Source organism: Bifidobacterium sp. UTBIF-68 (assembly GCF_006408855.1).
Lineage (GTDB): Bacteria > Actinomycetota > Actinomycetes > Actinomycetales > Bifidobacteriaceae > Bifidobacterium > Bifidobacterium reuteri.
This window is the reverse complement of the sequence record NZ_JFAN01000002.1, coordinates 1-18,405: the sequence shown is the minus strand read 5'-3', so window position 1 is coordinate 18,405 and position 18,405 is coordinate 1. Positions and strand designations below refer to the sequence as shown.

General features: G+C 60.6%; 13 protein-coding genes and 2 pseudogenes. 7 read left to right on the top strand and 8 right to left on the bottom strand.

Annotated features, from left to right (window positions below; all coding sequences use genetic code 11):
• The first annotated feature begins 209 nt into the window (after positions 1-209).
• From BW14_RS00330 to BW14_RS00305, 6 genes are all read left to right on the top strand, one after another.
• Complete coding sequence (locus tag BW14_RS00330) at positions 210-1,745, top strand: adenosylhomocysteinase (protein WP_140489045.1); 1,536 nt, start codon at positions 210-212, stop codon at positions 1,743-1,745.
• Positions 1,745-3,130 (top strand): amidohydrolase family protein, encoded by a 1,386-nt coding sequence (locus BW14_RS00325; RefSeq protein WP_140489044.1) that lies wholly within the window; start codon positions 1,745-1,747, stop codon positions 3,128-3,130. The genes BW14_RS00330 and BW14_RS00325 overlap by 1 nt, the downstream gene beginning before the upstream one ends.
• A gap of 59 nt (positions 3,131-3,189) precedes the next feature.
• A complete protein-coding gene (locus BW14_RS00320) occupies positions 3,190-3,777 on the top strand; it encodes a cupin domain-containing protein (protein WP_140489043.1) in 588 nt (195 codons plus the stop codon).
• Positions 3,778-4,084: 307 nt separating this feature from the next.
• Positions 4,085-4,954 carry an ABC transporter substrate-binding protein gene (locus BW14_RS00315; protein ID WP_140489042.1) on the top strand — a complete coding sequence of 290 codons (870 nt, stop codon included), beginning with the start codon at positions 4,085-4,087 and terminating at the stop codon, positions 4,952-4,954.
• A 197-nt stretch (positions 4,955-5,151) separates the two neighbouring features.
• Positions 5,152-6,048: an amino acid ABC transporter permease gene (locus BW14_RS00310; RefSeq protein ID WP_140489041.1), complete on the top strand. Its 897-nt coding sequence runs from the start codon at positions 5,152-5,154 to the stop codon at positions 6,046-6,048.
• A gap of 53 nt (positions 6,049-6,101) precedes the next feature.
• Positions 6,102-6,911 carry an amino acid ABC transporter ATP-binding protein gene (locus BW14_RS00305; protein WP_044089158.1) on the top strand — a complete coding sequence of 270 codons (810 nt, stop codon included), beginning with the start codon at positions 6,102-6,104 and terminating at the stop codon, positions 6,909-6,911.
• 21 nt (positions 6,912-6,932) lie between these two features.
• Here the strand turns inward: BW14_RS00305 and BW14_RS00300 are convergent, their stop codons facing one another.
• The 6 genes and pseudogenes from BW14_RS00300 to nusA all read right to left on the bottom strand — a co-directional run bounded on the left by BW14_RS00300 (position 6,933) and on the right by nusA (position 14,762).
• The gene (locus BW14_RS00300; protein ID WP_140489040.1) at positions 6,933-8,177 is read right to left on the bottom strand and encodes a riboflavin kinase; all 1,245 of its coding nucleotides are present in this window, start codon (positions 8,175-8,177) and stop codon (positions 6,933-6,935) included.
• Between the two features lie 127 nt (positions 8,178-8,304).
• The gene (locus BW14_RS00295) at positions 8,305-9,615 is read right to left on the bottom strand and encodes a tRNA pseudouridine(55) synthase TruB (RefSeq protein WP_140489055.1); all 1,311 of its coding nucleotides are present in this window, start codon (positions 9,613-9,615) and stop codon (positions 8,305-8,307) included.
• 7 nt (positions 9,616-9,622) lie between these two features.
• Positions 9,623-10,219: a 30S ribosome-binding factor RbfA gene (gene rbfA, locus BW14_RS00290; protein ID WP_140489039.1), complete on the bottom strand. Its 597-nt coding sequence runs from the start codon at positions 10,217-10,219 to the stop codon at positions 9,623-9,625.
• Between the two features lie 190 nt (positions 10,220-10,409).
• A pseudogene (infB, locus tag BW14_RS00285) lies at positions 10,410-13,073 on the bottom strand (translation initiation factor IF-2); the annotation flags it as partial.
• A 110-nt stretch (positions 13,074-13,183) separates the two neighbouring features.
• A pseudogene (locus BW14_RS12455) lies at positions 13,184-13,355 on the bottom strand (translation initiation factor IF-2 N-terminal domain-containing protein); the annotation flags it as partial.
• Between the two features lie 333 nt (positions 13,356-13,688).
• Complete coding sequence (gene nusA, locus BW14_RS00280) at positions 13,689-14,762, bottom strand: transcription termination factor NusA (RefSeq protein ID WP_044089080.1); 1,074 nt, start codon at positions 14,760-14,762, stop codon at positions 13,689-13,691.
• A 276-nt stretch (positions 14,763-15,038) separates the two neighbouring features.
• On the opposite strand from nusA, the gene BW14_RS00275 reads away from it, so the two are divergent.
• Positions 15,039-15,779, top strand: coding sequence for a hypothetical protein (locus BW14_RS00275; protein WP_181162257.1), 741 nt, complete (start codon positions 15,039-15,041; stop codon positions 15,777-15,779).
• 90 nt (positions 15,780-15,869) lie between these two features.
• Here the strand turns inward: BW14_RS00275 and BW14_RS00270 are convergent, their stop codons facing one another.
• Positions 15,870-16,823 carry an aldo/keto reductase family oxidoreductase gene (locus tag BW14_RS00270; RefSeq protein WP_140489037.1) on the bottom strand — a complete coding sequence of 318 codons (954 nt, stop codon included), beginning with the start codon at positions 16,821-16,823 and terminating at the stop codon, positions 15,870-15,872.
• 333 nt (positions 16,824-17,156) lie between these two features.
• Entirely contained in the window at positions 17,157-18,143 is a 987-nt protein-coding gene (locus BW14_RS00265; protein ID WP_258186007.1) for a LacI family DNA-binding transcriptional regulator, read from the bottom strand.
• Positions 18,144-18,405: the final 262 nt, after the last annotated feature.

The following is an 18,405-nucleotide window of genomic DNA, read 5'->3' as shown; positions in this document are numbered from 1 at the left end:
GCGCGGACATGCTTTAGGATGGTGCTCACCATCCGACAGGCGGACGCTGCGGACGACGAGCATAACCCATGAACGGCGGACGGATGCCAAACAGCAGACGGATGCCGTACATTACGGACGTACGCCAAACAGCACAGGCATATGGACAATCCGCAACAGGGACAATCCACGACAAGGGGTCAGCAATGGACACGGAAGCACAGACAAGCATGGCAACAGGGATGACGCCAGACCATACATCGCCTCACGACTTCGCCTCCTGGGCCGAAGCCATGTCACAGCGCACGAACCGCTCACTGGCGGGCGCATGCCTCGTTGCCACCCCTTCCGGGATGACACCAGACTCACAGCGGGCGGCACAGGAATGGGGCATGGCCGTCGAAACCACCTGCGGCAAGACAAGCATGGCTGCCGCATCATTCCGCTTTGACGCGGACACGCCAATCGACGAGATTCCCGACATGCGCGACGCCACCGGACTGGAGGCAATGGCCTATGCCGAAGCGCATATGCCCGTATTGCACAACGTGTTGTCGGAACTGCAGCAGGAAGGCACCGATTTCACCGGCGTCCGCATCGCCGTATGTCTTATCCTCGAGCCGAAGACGGCGATTCTGTTGCGCAAACTGAAAGCCGCAGGCGCAATTGTCGGCGTCTATTGCGGACCGGACTCGACCGACCCGCGTGTGGCCGAACAGCTCAGACGAGAGGGCGTCATCGTGGAGTCTAGTCGCGATTGGACCCCGGAACAGGCGCACGACGCCGCGTTGCGACTGCTTGACACCATCGAACCGGATATCATCATCGACGATGGCGCGAGTTTCGCCCGTCTCGCCTCGCTGGAGCGTCCGGACCTTGTAGCGAATCTCATCGGCGTGGCCGAGGAGACGACCAGCGGCGTGCGCGCCTTCGCAGGCATGGAGGCTGCCGGTGCGCTTACATACCCCGTGGTCGCAGTGAACGACAGCATGCTGAAGACCGGCTTTGATAACGCCCATGGCACTGGAGAGACCTGCGTGACCACGATGCAGCGAATCCTCGGCGATCATGCATTCGAGAACGCGCGGGTCACCGTGATCGGCTATGGGCCTGTGGGCCGTGGGTTCGCCCGCCGAGTCCGCGCGCTCGGCGCCACAGTGACGGTATGCGACATCGATGCGGTGGCCGCCCTGCAAGCGGTATTCGATGGGTTCGCAGCGCAAGACATCGATGATGCGCTCGCCGAAGCGGACATCGTGGTCTCCGCCACCGGGGTGCGTCATACGATCACGCTCGACCATTTGCGTCTGATGCATGAAGGCGCGGTCGTGGCCGTCATCGGTGGTATCGCGAATGAGATCGCACTGGATGAGATCCCCCATTTCATGCCGGAGGTGAACCGGGACAGCGTCGAGCTGCATGTTCCGGATGGGCCTACGGTGACATTGTTCGCGGATGGTGACGGGGTGAACTACACGGTCGGTGGCGGCAATCCGATTGAAATCATGGATCTGAGCTTCGCCGTGCAGGCCAGCGCGGTGGCCTACCTGCTCGACCACCGCGGGGAGCTCCCCCACCATCTGATCCGGCTTGATGCCACGACCGACCGTCGCATAGCCAACGCGGCATTGAAGGCACGCGGTTATCGGGCCAGCCACGCGGTGGCCGATAATGGCTATGACTGGCGATTGACGAGGTTCGAGGAGAACGCGCGTCACTCTGTCACACACCCCGAAGCGGATACCCCGGCGACCAAGGAGGCCTGATGAACCATTCTGCAGTACATGTCTGGTCAGACACCGACCCGGAGCTGGTGGACCATGTGACGCTATATTCGGCACGATTGGTGATTCCGGTGACCGGCCCGGTCATCATCGATGGCGCGGTGGCGGTGCACGGCGACCGCGTCATGCACGTCGGCAAGCGTCATTGGGTGCTGGAAGCGCTCAAGCAGGAGACCACACAGAACGCCACCATCGTCGAGCGTCATTGGGATGGCGTGCTGACACCGGGGCTGATCAACGCACATACCCATCTGCAATACAGCGGCATGGCAGAAGTAGGACGTGGCACCTATGACCGGTTCCGCGCCTGGGAGCTGGCCTTCAACGCGGTATACGCCGAAGCGCAACGCACACAGCCTTGGAAGCAATGGGGCGAAGACGGCGCGCGTCAGATGGTCGAATCAGGGACGACGGCGGCAGCCGATATCGTCACCGATCTGGATGCCGCAGGCGCCCTGGCTTCCCAGGGCATGCACGGCATCGCCTACTGGGAGGTCATGGGCTGGCATAATGATGAATGGCTGGAGAAGGGGCGCACCGAGCTGAGCCGTCAGCTGCGCAAGATGAGCCAGGAGCGTCTCCCCAATCTGGGCATCAGTCCGCATGCGCCGTATACGCTGGAATCCGAACCGTTCGTGGATCTGCCGGATATTGCACGCCGACTCAATATGCGACTGCACATCCATCTTGCGGAAACCCCGCTTGAAGCGGGCACCTATCCGCCCGTGCTCACCACGTATTCAGCCGCCGATTGGCGCGATCATGATTGGGTGAGCTATAAACAGCTCAAAGAGGTCGGCAAGGGAGCCTCAGCCATTCAATTCGTCGACCAGCTCGGATCCTTGGGACCTGATGTGCATATCGCCCACGGCGTGTGGGCGGACAAGGAGGATCGACGTATCCTCAGACAGCGTGGCGTCGGCGTGGCCTTGTGTCCCCGGTCGAACCGCATCACCAACACCGGCAAGGACGCACCCATCCGCGAATATCTCGAGGAAGGCAATCTGGTGGCGGTGGGAACCGATTCGCTCTCCAGCACGCCAAGCCTCGACCTGCTCGATGATGTGTCGATGCTCTATGACCTGGCACGAGAACAGGGATACACGAACGACGACCTGACCCATCGTCTGATTCGCATGATGACGTTGGGAGGCGCCGCGTCCATGGGCATGCACGTGGGCGTGAACCGTATCGGCCAGATCAACGCGGGAGCGCTCGCCGACCTGGCGTTCTTCGACATTCCGGTGGACACGTCATCGCCGGCCGGCATCGAAGCGACTCTGGAGACATTGGTGAGGCACGGCGCGGGAACCAATCGCGCCACCGTGATCGCAGGCCATGAGACCTACAACAACCATGCTTGGTGACCCGGCCCTCTGCCCACAGTGGGCCCGCAACGGTCGGACGAGTAAGGAGGAGAACAACCATGAGTGTCGCGATAGAGAACATGAGCGCATGGGCGCGGTCGATAGTCGACCGGCTTGGTCTCGAAGCACATCCTGAAGGTGGCTGGTATACGCGCGATTGGCAAAGCCCATGTGAGGACAGGGCCAGCGGACGGCCACTCGCATCGCTTATCTATTTTCTGCTGCCCGAAGGCGACGCCAGCGCCTGGCACAAGGTGGATGCCGACGAGCTGTGGCTCTGGCACGGGCCAGCTCCGGTGACTCTGGAGCTTGGAGGCAGTGGAGAAGCACCCGCCGATGCGAATAGCGAGCGCACCCGCATCATATTGGGGTCGGGAATCACGCCACGGCATGACCAGTTCCACGACGGTGATGCTCACTACGGTGATGCTCGTGTCGATACACAGAGCAGCGCACAGGACAACACGCAGGAACCCCTGCGCGCAGTCGATTTCGAGGAGGCCGCGCACAGCGCCAGCAAACCGGTCATCGGTCATGCCGTGGTGCCAGCCGGCGTGTGGCAGCGCACACTGCCCGGCGAAGGAGATGCACTGGTATCCTGCGTGGTCAGTCCAGGCTTCGTATTCGAAGGGTTCACCCTCGAATAGGAGGCGACATGGCAACAACCGTCGAAATCGGCGGCAATCGGCCGAGTTCACATTCGAATAGGTAAGGACGCGGTTCGCACACGAACCGCAAGCGCACCGGACACGTTGTGATAACCCGCCATAACCAACGCCGATATCCCAATATGAAGGCAGTGGCAACACCGGCAATATGACTGTCCTACAATTGGCGCACAGCGCCAAACCGGCGAATCAGGCGCGGGATGTCGGTCTCACGGCATCGCCATAACGCGCCGAGTGCCACATCAATAATCATTATCCCAATAAGGCACAAGAGAGAGGAATCATCATGTTCAACAACACGAAGGGGCTTATCCGCTTCGCAGCCGCGACCGTCAGCGCCATGGCCCTGATCTTCACCGCCGCCTGCGGTTCCAGCTCCAACCAATCCGCAGGCTCCGATGCCGCGGATTCCAGCGATATAACCCAGCAGACCGTCACGCCCGGCAAACTCACCATCGCCACCGGCGAGCCCGCGTACGAGCCGTGGGTCATGAACGACAAGCCGGAATCCGGCGAAGGCTATGAGGCCGCCGTCGCTTACGATGTGGCCGAAAAGCTCGGCTTCAAGAAGAGCGATGTGGTGTGGGTCCGCACCACCTTCGACTCCGCCATCGCCCCGGGTGCCAAGGACTGGGATATGAACATCCAGCAGTTCGGCATCACGGACGCCCGCAAGAAGGCAGTCGACTTCTCCTCCAGCTACTACAACGACAGCCAGGCCGTCATCGTCAAGAAGGACGGCAAGTTCGCCAACGCCAAGTCGCTGGCCGACCTCAAGGACGCGACCATCGGCGTAATGGTGGGCACCCTGGCTTACGACTACGTCAAGAAGTCCATCAAGGAGGACATCCAGACCTTCAACGATGATGCCGCTCTGGCCCAGGCGCTTGATGCAGGTCAGATTGACGCCCTGGTGACCAGCACCGTGGAGTGCGTGTATATGGTGCAGTCCGAACAGGTGAAGGACGCCACCGTGCTTGGCCGTATCGCCGGCTCCGAAGACAAGAACGGCATGGGCATCGTGCTGCCGAAGGATTCCAAGCTCACCGCCGCCACCACCAAGGCCGTGGACGAGCTGAATTCGGATGGCACGTTGAAGCAGCTGCAGGACAAGTGGCTGGCCGAGTACACCACCGACCTGACCGAATTGAAGTGACAGCGGCCTGTCGCACATCGTTGATGGCGACTATCGCCATGATTGCACGGCTCTGATGCCACCGTTCCTCCTCATATTGTGGAAGACCTCATTGTGGAATACACGGTGATATCAGAGCCGTATCCATGGGTATGATGCACATCATCACCCGAATACGGCAAACAATGGTTCTTCAGACAAGCAAACGAGGTTCAGCTATGACCGGATCATTCACCGCGCCGGAAGGCGATTCCCGCAGCGCTCAGCCTGCAGCGCATGCCACCAGTCAAGTCGAGTTGGACCGTCGTCAATACCGGCTCCAGCAGCAGATCAAATCGGTGATCACCAGCCTGATCAGCACGGTGGTGTTCGTGGTGATCATCGTCGTCGGCCTGAAACTCTCCCCCGGCTGGCCTCGGGTCAAAGAGACATTCTTCTCCGGCGAGTATTTCGTCCAGTCATTCCCTGACGTGCTCAAAGGCCTGTGGCTGAATATCAAGGTCCTGCTCGTCGCACTCGTCGGCGTGGCGATACTCAGCACCCTGATCGCGCTGGTCCGTACCAGTCGATCCCCCATCCTCTTCCCCGTCAGGATTCTGGCGCTGATCTATACGACCGTGATGCGCGGTGTGCCGATCATCGTGGTGCTGTACCTCATCGGCTTCGGCATCCCGGGTCTGGGTCTGTTCGGACGCATCGACCCCTCGATTCTCGGCACCATCGCCGTGATCATGGGCTACAGCGCGTATGTCTCCGAGGTACTGCGCGCCGGATTCAACGACGTGCATCCCTCACAGCGAGCATCAGCCCGTTCACTGGGCCTGACTGCCGGGCAGACCACCCGATTGGTGGTCATCCCCCAAGCGTTGCGCAAAGTCGCGCCGGCGCTCATGAACGACTTCATCTCCATGCAGAAGGATGTCGGCCTGATTTCCGTGCTGGGTGCCGTGGATGCCGTGCGCGCCGCACAGATCGATGTGGCCAGCACATACAATTTCACCCCATATGTAGTGGCCAGCCTGCTCTTCATCCTCCTGAGCGTGCCGTTCATCCTGCTCAACGATTGGTACACGGCACGTCTACGCAAGCGCGAGCTGAGCGCGGGCACAGTATGAGCATGAGCCGCCTACCGCGAGCATGAACTCGACACGGACACATGAATATGACCATGAGTGAGGCACTGACGAAGAAGGAGACCACAGTGAACGACTCCCATGCACAGCAGACTTCCAACACCACCACCTCCAAACCGGTGCTGCGCTTGGACGATGTACGCAAATCCTTCGGTTCCACCCAAGTGCTGAAAGGCATATCGTTCGACATCAACCCCCATGAGGTGGTCGCGCTCCTCGGCCCCTCCGGCTCAGGCAAGTCGACGCTGATGAAATGCGTCAATCTGCTCGAGCAAGTGGATGACGGGCAGATCTGGCTTGGTGACACCGACATCACCGACCCACGCGCGAATCAGGATCAGATCCGTTCCCGCATCGGCGTGGTCTTCCAGCAATTCAATCTGTTCCCGCACATGTCGGTGTTGAAGAACGTGACGCTGGCAGCCATCAAAGTGCACCATTGGGATAAGGACCGCGCACGGACGCGGGCACTTGAGCTGCTCGACCGCATCGGCATGCGCAACAAGGCGGACGCCTACCCCGATCAGCTTTCCGGCGGCCAGCAGCAGCGTGTAGCAATCGCCCGAGCGCTGATGACCGACCCTGAACTGCTGTTGCTGGACGAGATCACCTCGGCATTGGATCCGATGCTGGTAGGCGAAGTGCTTCACATGGTCGCAGAGCTGAAGTCGCAGGGGACCACGATTCTGATGGCTACCCATGAAATGAGTTTCGCGCATGAGGCTGCCGATCGCATCGTGTTGCTGCGCAATGGCGTCATCGCGGAAAACGGCACGCCACGTGAAGTCATGGATGAATCCACCAATCCGGAAACACGCGAATTCTTCGCCCACTTCCGTCACTAGACGCTCATCAGGCGTCTGTCGTCATGCCGTCAGACGCCTGGTCTCCTCGACATTGCGCTTGAGCTCGTCGACCAGCGCGTCTGGACCGTCGAACTTGACCTGCGGACGCAGGAAACCGGTGAATTCCACACGTACCTTGTGCCCATAGAGTTCCAGCCAATCATCGGTGATGCAATAGGATTCCACCACACGTTCATGGAGTCCGGTCTTCTCGCTGAACGTGGGCTTGGTGCCGATGGAGATGGCGGCAGGCCAACGGAGCGGCTCACGCGATGCGGCATCACAATCAGCCGACTCCTCCCGTCCGGCCGGCATGTTGGACTGCGACTCAGACTGCACCTCAGATGACACGCTCCCCTGCCCGTCTTGTGTCGATGCGGGCCCCAGATCAACCAGCCAGCCGGCATATACGCCGTCCACAGGAATGTAGCCTTCGACATCCGTGCCGAGATTGGCGGTCGGGAATCCGATGGTCCGGCCGCGTTCCTCGCCATGCACCACCACGCCTTCGATGCCATGAGGCTCCCCCAGAATGGCGTTGGCATCCTGGATGCGTCCATGCGCCAGCAGATAGCGCACATTCGTGGAGCTCCATGCGCGCATCGCCCTGGCTTGATGCTTCTTGCTCCAGGCGCGCCTCTCAGCTTTGGTGGCACCAGCCAGGGGATCGTGCGGCTCACCCCACTGTTCGGGCATTTCGGGCTTGAAATCGCGTGGAATACGCACCTCCCCGGGACCCCGATCATCCACTACATCAAGCTCGAAGACGCCGGTGGCTGCGGCGAGGTTCGCAATATGCGCGACATCGCCCTCCCTTCCCTTGCCCATGGCGGCATCCTGGCCGAGCACCAGCGTGCGCATGCCCAATTTGCCGGTCAGCCGACCGAGGAAGAAGATGTAGGACTTGGATGCGAACGCCAACGTATACCGCACCACCAGCACATGATCGACACCAAGCTGCTCCATGCGGCGGAGACGTTCATGTGCGCTGGTCAGCGCCTCGGCATCGATATTCGCCGCCGTAGGCTCTTTGCCGTCATGCTTGGCGGCCCAGCCATGCACAAACGCCGGACGCGGATCGAACAGAATCACCACCGAGAACGCCCCGTGTTGGCGCGCGAGCTCCACCGTACGGCGGATAACGGCCTGATGGCCACGATGCATGCCATCGAACGCGCCTAACGTCACCACGGCTTTTCTGTCATTGTCGAATGAAGGCCATTCGACTTCGCCGTGTTCATCGGGAGTCAAATAGGTGATTTCCATATCCTAGGATTTCCTTTATCCACATTGGGTTGCATCCATGCGCAACCCAGAGATTCCTTTCGGTCACATAGTGCCTGGCGACTCTGTATGAGAGGTGTCCAGAGGAATCACACCAGCCGTGACCACTTTACGCGAGGGGGAATACCGTGACCGGTTTGGCCTGATGCGCGTTCGCACGTTCGAGAATAGCCACCACATCGGCTGGCGCATCACCCGATACGTCATCCCGCGCGGGAGCGATGGCAGCGACCTGCGTATCCCGGAGAACCACCCGTTCGATACGCCTGCCGAATCGCAGCTCCGCAGCCTCTTCGGCTGTGATATCCACAACGGGCATGGCACCGCGAGTCGCCTGTTCCATGGTCAGTGCGCGACCCAGCACCCATGCGCGACGCTCCTCGCCGGCAAGCCCTGCCGGAGTGTCCAACATACATGAGTTGCGGGAGACACGCTCCCCTTCGCGGTTGACGAATGTCTTGGGCTCCGCATGGGCGGTGATGGTATGAGCGGATGTCTGCTGCATGGCGTCAGCCGCAATGAGCCCGCTGGCATCATCCGGCAGCGCGAACCGTCCGACGCGAGTGCGCCGCAAGCGGGTCAGATAGCCACCGACGCCGAGCGTCATGCCCAGATCACGAGCCAAGGCACGTATGTAGGTTCCGGACGAGCAACTGATGCGTACATTCACGTCGAGGACCGGTATCAGACCAGTGACCGCAACTGAAATAGCGGTATCAACGCCTCGCGGATCCGACTCGCCATCGCCAGAGACGACGGAATGGTCATTCAGAGAGGAACAAAGGGATTGGTCCGGACCCGCAGCCGAATCGAACGGGAACGATGCAACATCCTTCTCCAGCAACGGCTCGCCGGCGTTCTTCCCCGTCACGACGCCCGCGCGTACATCCAGCACAGAGAACTCGCTGACGGTGACCGGACGGGCTTTGAGTTCCACGTCCTTGCCTTCCCTGGCCAAATCGTAGGCGCGTTGGCCGTTGATCTTGATGGCGGAGAAAGTGTTGGGAACCTGTTCGATGTTCCCGGTGAAGTGCGAGGCGATGGTGTTGGCAAGCAGGTCATGCCAGAATGTTCCCGTCTGCCAGGAACCCTGTTCCCCATGACGCTCGGCGAGCTCCTTCCACCGGGAGTGTATCGACTCATCCACGTGCACCGCGCCTTCGGCGTCATCGGTGTCGGTGGTGAGGCCAAGCCGAATCGTAGCCTCATAGGTCTTGTCATGCGCCACGATGGCATTGAGCAATCGTGTGGCGTGGCCGAACGCGATGACCAATGCGCCGGTGGCCATCGGATCGAGCGTGCCGGCGTGCCCGACCTTTTTGATATGCAGCGCGCCGCGCACTGCAGCGACCGCGTCGAAACTGGTGACTCCTTGAGGTTTGTCGACGATGAGCAGTCCGCTTGATTGAGCCTGTGACATATGGGATTCAGGCTTCGGGGTTCTCGTTATCGACATCGTCGGGGTTCTCGTCATCGACGGCATCGGCGTCGCCGGAATCGTCGGCGTCGCCATAGTCGGAATCGGCGTCGTCAATACCGGCGTCGTCCGTCTCGGCCTCGTCGTCATCGTCGAAATCGTCTTCGTCCGGCTCGTCGTCATGCTTGTAGGGGTCGGCGTCGCCGGCGTACTGGGCGTTGGCACGGGCCTTCGCAAGTTCTTCATCGCGCTTTCTGGCCAGCATCAGGATGTCTTCGATCTCGTGGGCCTCACCGGGCACCTCGTCGAACACGAACTGCAGCTGAGGGGTCAAGCGCAGTCCGGCCTTGCGCCCCACCAGCGTACGCAGGTGGCCTTTGGCCTGATCAAGGGCCTGCTGGGCGCGCTTGCGCTCGCCGGATTCCTTGCCTTCGTGCCCGAGCTGCGTCCAGTAGATCTTCGCGATCTGCAGATCGTTGGTGACACGGACTTCGGTGATGGTGATGTTGGACAGACGCTTGTCGTGCAGTTCGCGCTCGATGGAGGAGGCGACGACGCGCTGGATCAGCGCAGCGATACGTGCAGCACGGGGATTGGTTCCTGCCATTGGTGTTTCCTTCTGTAGTTGTTGGCTGCTCGCCAAAAAGTATCATCGTAGACGACTGAGGGGGCTCATCGGCGAATGCCGTGGACCCCCTCAGTTCAATTACCTGCAGTCAGCCCCGCAGTGCATCGTGGGGCCGGTGGGCGATATCCTGATTCGTTCAGATGGGAACCTGGGACATCGACTTCGTGGACTACTTGCGCTCGACCTCTCGCATCTCGAAGGTTTCGATGATGTCGCCGATCTCGATGTCGTTGAAGGAACCGAGGTTGATACCGGCCTCGTAGCCTTCCTTGACGGACTGGACGTCGTCCTTGAAACGACGCAGCGAGGAGATCTCGAGATCGTTGACCGTGGCGACGCCGTTGCGCAGAATACGGCACTTCGTACCGCGCTTGACTTCGCCGTCCTGCACCATGACGCCGGCGATGTTGCCGAACTTGGAGGAGCGGAAGATCTCGCGGATCTCGGAGTGGGAGGTGACGACCTCTTCGTATTCCGGCTTGAGCATGCCCTTCAACGCGGCCTCGATATCCTCGATGGCCTTGTAGATGACCGAGTAGTACTTGATCTCCACGCCCTCGCGTTCGGCGAGGTCCGCGACCTGACGGTTCGGACGCACATTGAAGCCGATGATGACGGCCTTGTCGACCGTGGCCAGATTGACATCGTTCTGCGTGATGGCACCGACACCGCGGTGGATGACCTGGATGCCGACCTCGTCGGAGACCTCGATCTTCATCAGGGAGTCCTCGAGCGCCTCGACGGAGCCGGAGGAATCGCCCTTGATGACGATGTTGAGCATATCGATCTCGGACTCGGCGAACTTCTTCTTGAAGTCCTCGAGGGAGACAACCTTGCGGCGCTTGGCCAGCTGGGCGGCACGCTCGGTGGCCTGGCGCTTCTCGGCGATCTGGCGCGCCGCGCGATCGTCGGCGGCCACGAGGAACAGGTCGCCTGCGGTAGGCACGGAGGTCAGACCCAGCACCTGGACAGGAGTGGACGGACCGGCTTCCTTCATCGTCTGGCCGTTCTCATCAAGCATGGCGCGGACGCGGCCGTATGAGGTGCCGGCGACAATGGCGTCGCCGACATGCAGGGTGCCCTGCTGCACCAGCACGGTGGCCACGGCACCACGACCCTTGTCGAGTCGAGCTTCGATGGTGGCGCCACGGGCATCCATATTCGGATTGGCCCTCAGGTCGAGCTCGGCGTCCGCGGTCAGCAGCACCGCTTCGAGGAGCTTGTCCACGTTGATGTTCTGCTTGGCGGAGATGTCGACGAACATCGTGTCGCCGCCGTATTCCTCAGCGACCAGACCGTACTCGGTAAGCTGGCCACGGACCTTCTCCGGGTTGGCGCCGGGCACATCGATCTTGTTGACGGCCACGACGATCGGCACCTTGGCGGCCTGGGCGTGGTTGATGGCCTCGACGGTCTGGGGCATGACACCATCATCGGCGGCCACCACAAGGATGGCGACGTCGGTGAGCTCGGCACCGCGGGCACGCATGGCGGTGAACGCCTCGTGGCCAGGGGTATCGAGGAAGGTGATCTTGCGCTTCTCGCCTTCCAGCGTGACGGTGACCTGGTACGCACCGATGCGCTGGGTGATGCCGCCGGCCTCACGTGCGATGACGTTGGTCTTGCGGATGGTGTCGAGCAGTCGGGTCTTACCGTGATCGACATGGCCCATGACGGTGACGACCGGAGGACGGGGCTTCAGATCCTCGTCGTCCTGCAGCTCTTCCTCATCAAGGTTGATGTCGAACTGCTGCAGCAGCTCCTTGTCTTCCTCTTCGGCGGAGACGAGCTGGATGTTCCAGCCGATCTCCTCACCCAGAATCTGGAAGGTCTCCTCATCCAGGGACTGCGTGGCCGTAGCCATCTGTCCCAGGTGGAAGAGCACGGTGACCAGTGCGGCCTGGTTGACGTTGATCTTCTCTGCCAGATCCGCCAAAGATGCGCCCTGACGCAGGCGGATGACCTGACCGTTACCGTTCGGAATGCGCACGCCGCCGATAGTCGGTGCTTTCAGCTCCTCGTATTCGTGACGCTTCGCCAAACGGTTCTTACGCGCCTTCGAGGACTTGCCGCCCTGACGTCCGAATGCGCCTGCGGCACCGCCGCGGCCACCACGACCGCCGCGTGCGGGACCGTTGCTCGGTGCGCCGCCGCCCTGGAAGTTGTTGCCGGCACCGGCACCACCGCGGAATCCGCCGCGTGCACCGGACTGTGCAGCACCCTGGGTGCCACCGCCCTGACCCGGACGGTTGTGCCCCCACTGGCCGGGACGAGCACCGCCCTGACCCGGACGACCGCCCCGGAACCCACGACCTTGTCCTTGTCCCTGACCCGGACGGCCGGGACGACCATTGCGTCCGCCTTCAGCGGTCGGACGGGCCATCGGATGAGGCCTTGGGATATCGTTCGGCGTCGGCGCATGCATGCCCTGCTTGCGGGAGAACGGGTTGTTCCCCGGACGCGGACCCTGCGCGTGCGGGCGCGGGATGGCGTTGGATGCATTCCCGCCGTTGTTGTTGCCGTTGGCGTTGCCATGCGGAGCCGGACGGGCGGAAGCGTTGCGATTGTTCTGACGCTGCCCGTTGTTCTGATGCTGCCCTGGCTGACCGCCGTTCGGACGACCCTGTCCCGGGCGTGCCGGACGGCCTCCCTCACGGTTCTCATGCTGGCCGCCATGACGTGCCGGAGACGGTGCCGCCGGACGAGCACCCCCCTGCGGACGTGCAGGACGAGCACCCGGCGTGGCCTGCACACGCTGGTTGTGCGAAGAGGACTGCCCCTGTTGACCCGGCTGGCCAGGCTGAGCAGGCTGTGCGTGATGCGCCGGCGTGGCACCCGCGTTCTGCGCATTCTTTGCGCCACGTGCAGCAGCCGACGGGTTCATATTCGGCGCGATCGGCTTATGCGGTATAGCGGCCGACGGCTTGGCTCCGCCCCTGTCGCCGCCCTTGTCCGAGTCCTTGGCGAATGCCGCCTTGAGACGACGAGCCACCGGCGGCTCGATGGTGGAAGATGCGGACTTGACGAATTCTCCCATATCCTTGAGCTTCTCAAGGACGGTTTTGCTGTCGACGTTCAAGTCCTTGGCCAATTCATATACGCGTGGTTTCCCCACTAATTACTCCTATTCTGTGACCACGCGTGCAAGAGCGTGGTCAGTTGGTGATGACGGCAAGCCTACCCTGTCTCATCGTTCGACCATGTTCGTGTTACCTCGCTTTTGTGCGGGCGATTTTACGCACACTGCGACTACCCACATACGCCACACCAGCATACTCATAGCGCTGGATAGCATGAAAAAGCCGCGAGCCGCACCATTGACGGTACGGCTCACGGCTTCTTCACTGTCCGGAATGCTGTGAACCGGGACACGTTCGATACACGAATCGATACAAGGAACCACGCAGTCGCAAATCGCGCTTACCTCGATTACTGCGTATTCCGGGCGTCACCGGGCGTCGTCAGCCGGCGCGGCAGCCTGAGCTGCCTCCTGGGCCGCCTTCTGCGCCGCCACCTTCTTGGCATGGGCCTCAGCGGATTCGATGCCAATCTTCCAGCCGGTCAGCTTGGCGGCAAGACGCGCGTTCTGGCCTTCCTTGCCGATGGCCAGAGACAGCTGATCATCGTGGATGTAGGCGATGGCCGTCTTGTTCTTCTCGCTGATCACCTGCACACCGGTGGCTACAGCCGGGGAGAGCGCCGCTGCAACGAATTTCGCCGGATCGTCGGAATAATCCACGATGTCGATCTTCTCCGGGCCGAGGTTCTCCATCACTGCACGCACACGGGAGCCGCCGGGTCCGATCAACGCGCCCTTCGGGTTGACGCCGTCGGTGTTGGCCTTGACGGCGATCTTCGTGCGGGCACCGGCCTCACGCGCGATGGCCATGATGGACACGGCGCCGGACACCAGCTCCGGCACCTCGCGCTCGAACAACTTGCGCACCAGCTCCGGGTGGGAGCGGGACACCACGATCTCCGGGCCGCGGATGCCGCGCGCCACGTTGACCACATACACGCGGATACGCTCGCCATGCCGGTAACGTTCCCCCGGCACCTGCTCGCGGCGAGGCAGCAGCGCCTCGACATCGCCCATGGCCACATGCACATTGGAGGAATCGGAGGCATCCTGCTGGACGATGCCGGTAATCAGCTTGCCCTTCTGACCGGAGAAGGCACCAAAGATCTTCTCGTCCTCGGCCTTACGGAACAGCTGCGTGATGACCTGACGCGCGGTGGCGGCCGCGAGTCGACCGAAATCATGCGGGGTGTCGTCATATTCCTCGCCCAGCTTCGGCGCGGGATGCGGATCATCCTCGGTGGGCTCCACCGGAATCTCGTCGGCGGCCCATACCGTGAAGCTGCCGGAACGCTCGTCCAATTCGACGCGCGCATGCTTGGCCGCGTGCGGGGTCTTGAGGTAGGCGAGGCGAAGCGCTTCAGCCAGCGCCTCATCAAGAGTCTCCGGTTCGATTCCTTGCTCGGCTGCGAGCTTGTGCATTCCTGTCAGGTCCAGTTCCATCGATCCGTACCTCCTATGAAGTTATGTGGCGCATGGCCTTTGATTGGTCACAGTTTGCTATTAGTCTAGTTTTCCATGCAGACACGCTCGCCAATGACTGAGTTTCGTCCTCCTAGCACCGGCAATGGCGTGCACTCCCCTATCAGCCGACATCCTCATGGCAATCATGGTCCGGCCTCGCGATTGTTCGCCGCCGTCTGTGCCACGGCGTTGCTGTGCTCGCTGACCGCCTGCTCGATGCCACGGCTGGAGGGACGGGCCGAGGCCGAACGCACAATGAGCCCGTGCGAGCAGGCGCTTGTCACATCGACGGCCGCCGACGCGCTTCCTGACGGCACACCGCAATTGCGGTATTACATGACATTGCGCTCGGTACCGCTGGCCTGGATCGATGTGGCGGCCCAGTGCTCGGATCGATTCGCCGAAGGGACATTGCGCAATGCCCAGACCAAACAAGCCCTGGCGACGCTCGCCGATAAATTCGGTCAGACGGCGCCCGAGGTGACCGCCGCCCGATTGGACGGCGTCACATCCCTAGATATCCAGACCTCAGCGTTGGACGCTATGGCCGTGGCCGAGGACCGTGCTGGATTCGCCATGGAGGTACTGGCAGCGCAAGGCAAAACCGCAGGGGCGACTTTGCGGCTCAGCGACATGCACAAGGCGGCGTCGCAGCAATTGGTGTCGCTTGCCGAGAGGGGTGCCTCATCGAGTTCATCAACCTCATCGACGTCGGGTACAGGCCAATCGCATGCCGACCCTAGGCAGAAGGTGTATGCGGTCGATGCGTTGCTGGCGAATCCCGTGACCATTCCGGATAAGGCCAGCGGACTGACCGTCCCCACTGCAGCGGCCATCGAAATGGATTGCGCCCGAGCCGAAATCGCAGCGGTTGCGGACACCAAATCGAAGCCGGATGCCGATACGCTGATGATCCTGTCCGCCTTGGCGGCTAAGCACGCCTACACCGCTATGCAGCTCGGCTACCCCGCCACCGACGCCGCGCTGTTCGAGTAAGGTGCATGAATCGGGCAGAACTGAGCAACGCCATCGACCTTTACCCTGTGCACGGGTTATTGCGAGTCCACACACCACTGTGATCGTGCATCACGGCATGAGGTTGCCCGCCGCACGGTAGAGGTCCCACCAGTCCTGCCGGCTGAGCGCGATATCCGTGCCTGCGCAGATCCGTTCGAGCCGCTCCGGGTTCATCGTGCCGGCCACGACCTGGATGTTCGCCGGATGCCGCAGTATCCATGCCGCGGCGATGGCGTCCTTGCTGACCCCATATGCCGACGCCTTGTCGGCGAGCGCGGCATTGAGTTCGGGGAAATGCGGATTATCCACGAACGGGCCGTATTCGGTACCAGACTGGAAGGGGCTCCACGCCTGAATGGTCATGTTCTTCAAACGGGAATACGGCAACACCCCACCGGTGCGGTCGGCCGCCGGTCCATCCGACATGTTCATATGGATTTCGGCATCGATCATCTGCGTGTGCATCAGGCCGAACTGCAGCTGGTTCACCTGCAGCTTCTGCCCCACCGCCTGTTGAAGCATCTCAATCTGCCACGGACCCATATTGCTGACGCCGAAGTACCGTACCTTGCCGGATGCGAGCAGCCGATCGAACGTCTGGGCGAGTTCGTCGAGTTCCACCAGCGTATCGATGCGATGCAGCAGCACGGCATCGACGTGATCGGTCTGCAGTGCCTGCAACTCCTGGTCCAGCGAGTCCAGTAGCTGTTTCGCGGAGAAGTCATAGCGCTGGATGTCGCGTCGGTCATGGTCATAGACGATGCCGAACTTGGTCTGAATGAAGATGTCGTCGCGCGCGACGCCCGCTGCCCGCCATGCCTTGCCGAATACCGCGGAGCTGCCATGTGCACGATGAGCGCTGAATCCATAGATGTCGGCGGTGTCGAAGAAGTCGATTCCCGATTCAACCGCCGTTCCCACCATGTTCGCTGCCTGAGCATCGTCCAAGGCGTCCATCCGCATCACGCCCAGCGCGATGCGCGACACCGGCTCACCCGTCGTACCGAATGCCTGAGTCTTCACTATGCTGTCCTTTCTTGCAGGTAAGCGGTGGCATCTTGTTATCCATCAAAAACAATCGTCAGTCTCCGGCATCAGCAATCCGTTGATTGCTATTTCCCGCTCCCATTGTCAGGACATTGCCGTGCAGCAAACAGCGGAGCTGTCTGTAGGCAACGTGCGAGCCGACAGGCGAGCCAGCAGACTGCGCGCAGAGCGCGTCCATAATTGCAGGACGAGCTGTCCCGTGAAGCGGGACTGAGGGGTAGTCATTTCGTCAACGGATCACTGAAGCATGACACTAGTGCCATGATAGATGAGCGTTATGCTCATTGTGTTCTTGTGACAATGAATAACTCACTTCAAGCAGGTCGAGGCCCGTTCCACCAGCGTGAAATCAGTGGTGTAAGTACGAGCTGGACCAGCATAACCATTGATGCGATCGATAAGCATATCGACCGCCGCCGAGGCAAATGTCTCCATATGCAAATCAATCGTGCTCAAGGCCGGTGCACTGAACTGGCATTCTTGTACATTGTCAAAGCCAACGACTTGCACGTCCTGCGGTACCCTTAACCTCATTCGTTGCAACTCGTGTACAGCTCCAAATGCCAATGCATCATTCAGACACACTATGACCTCAGGGCACATAGTACGTCCCAGTAAATCGCGTACCGCTCGCTCTCCATCGCTGCTCAACCAACGACTTTCGGGAACTATCAGATTCCAATCTACAGTTTTTCCCCTGCGAGCAAACGCCTCAACATACCCTCGAAGTCTTAATGGACCAGCGCCTTCCGTCGCTGCCCAAACGTTGCTGGCATTAATACTTTCAGGAGCTCCAATCAAACCAATTCGTTGAAAGCCGCTACCGAGCAGTTGCGATATCAAAGAATCCATAGCCTCTCGACTAGGAACTCTTACACTATCGGCCTTATTGTATGCATTGAAATCACCAACGAATACTATCGGATATTGCTGTTGCAGTATCCTGCCATCATTCTCTAACGGTTTGCCAGACAGGAAAATCCATCCATCTGCTCCAAGTGAAGGAATACGATTAACCGCCTCAGGCAATCCAGCCCCATCAAGGTCATATGTGTTAATGACCACGCCATAGTCACGTTCCCTAGCAGCTTCAATCAATGACTGCGCGAATAGAGCCGTGAATGATTGAGTGAAATCAAACGTAGCCAATCCAACCAGTTTGGATACTCCCGTTTTCAGCGATCGAGCTGAATAGTTAACCGAATACCCCATACTGTTGATGGTTCTACGAACACGTTCCCGTGTTTCCGGACGCATACTTCCGGAATTGTTGATGACATTGGAAACCGTTTTTATGGGGCGCTATTGCTGTTTTCGTGGGTGGTTGTTTGCCGGTGAGGCGTTGAACCGGTAAGAGAAGAGCGCTTTTTGGTTAGGATGTTCATCGACCAAGAAAAACACAACCGAAAAGCGCCTGATGAACAGCATATTCAAACAGCTCCTCAACGTCAAAGGCATGGTCGTCGAGAACGTCCGCATCGTCGACGGGCCCATGCGTCCCGAGCCCGTGCTCGAGGTGCGGGTGCGCCCGCGTGCGGGCATGCTCAGGTGCTCGAGG

Bases quoted from the DNA above. Each gene is read 5' to 3' on its own strand.
- BW14_RS00310 (WP_140489041.1), top strand. From the start codon at position 5,152: ATGACCGGATCATTCACCGCGCCGGAAGGCGATTCCCGCAGCGCTCAG.
- rbfA (WP_140489039.1), bottom strand. From the start codon at position 10,219: ATGGCAGGAACCAATCCCCGTGCTGCACGTATCGCTGCGCTGATCCAG.
- BW14_RS00325 (WP_140489044.1), top strand. From the start codon at position 1,745: ATGAACCATTCTGCAGTACATGTCTGGTCAGACACCGACCCGGAGCTG.
- BW14_RS00295 (WP_140489055.1), bottom strand. From the start codon at position 9,615: ATGTCACAGGCTCAATCAAGCGGACTGCTCATCGTCGACAAACCTCAA.
- nusA (WP_044089080.1), bottom strand. From the start codon at position 14,762: ATGGAACTGGACCTGACAGGAATGCACAAGCTCGCAGCCGAGCAAGGA.
- BW14_RS00300 (WP_140489040.1), bottom strand. From the start codon at position 8,177: ATGGAAATCACCTATTTGACTCCCGATGAACACGGCGAAGTCGAATGG.
- BW14_RS00315 (WP_140489042.1), top strand. From the start codon at position 4,085: ATGTTCAACAACACGAAGGGGCTTATCCGCTTCGCAGCCGCGACCGTC.
- BW14_RS00330 (WP_140489045.1), top strand. From the start codon at position 210: ATGGCAACAGGGATGACGCCAGACCATACATCGCCTCACGACTTCGCC.
- BW14_RS00275 (WP_181162257.1), top strand. From the start codon at position 15,039: ATGAGCCCGTGCGAGCAGGCGCTTGTCACATCGACGGCCGCCGACGCG.
- BW14_RS00305 (WP_044089158.1), top strand. From the start codon at position 6,102: ATGAGTGAGGCACTGACGAAGAAGGAGACCACAGTGAACGACTCCCAT.
- BW14_RS00320 (WP_140489043.1), top strand. From the start codon at position 3,190: ATGAGTGTCGCGATAGAGAACATGAGCGCATGGGCGCGGTCGATAGTC.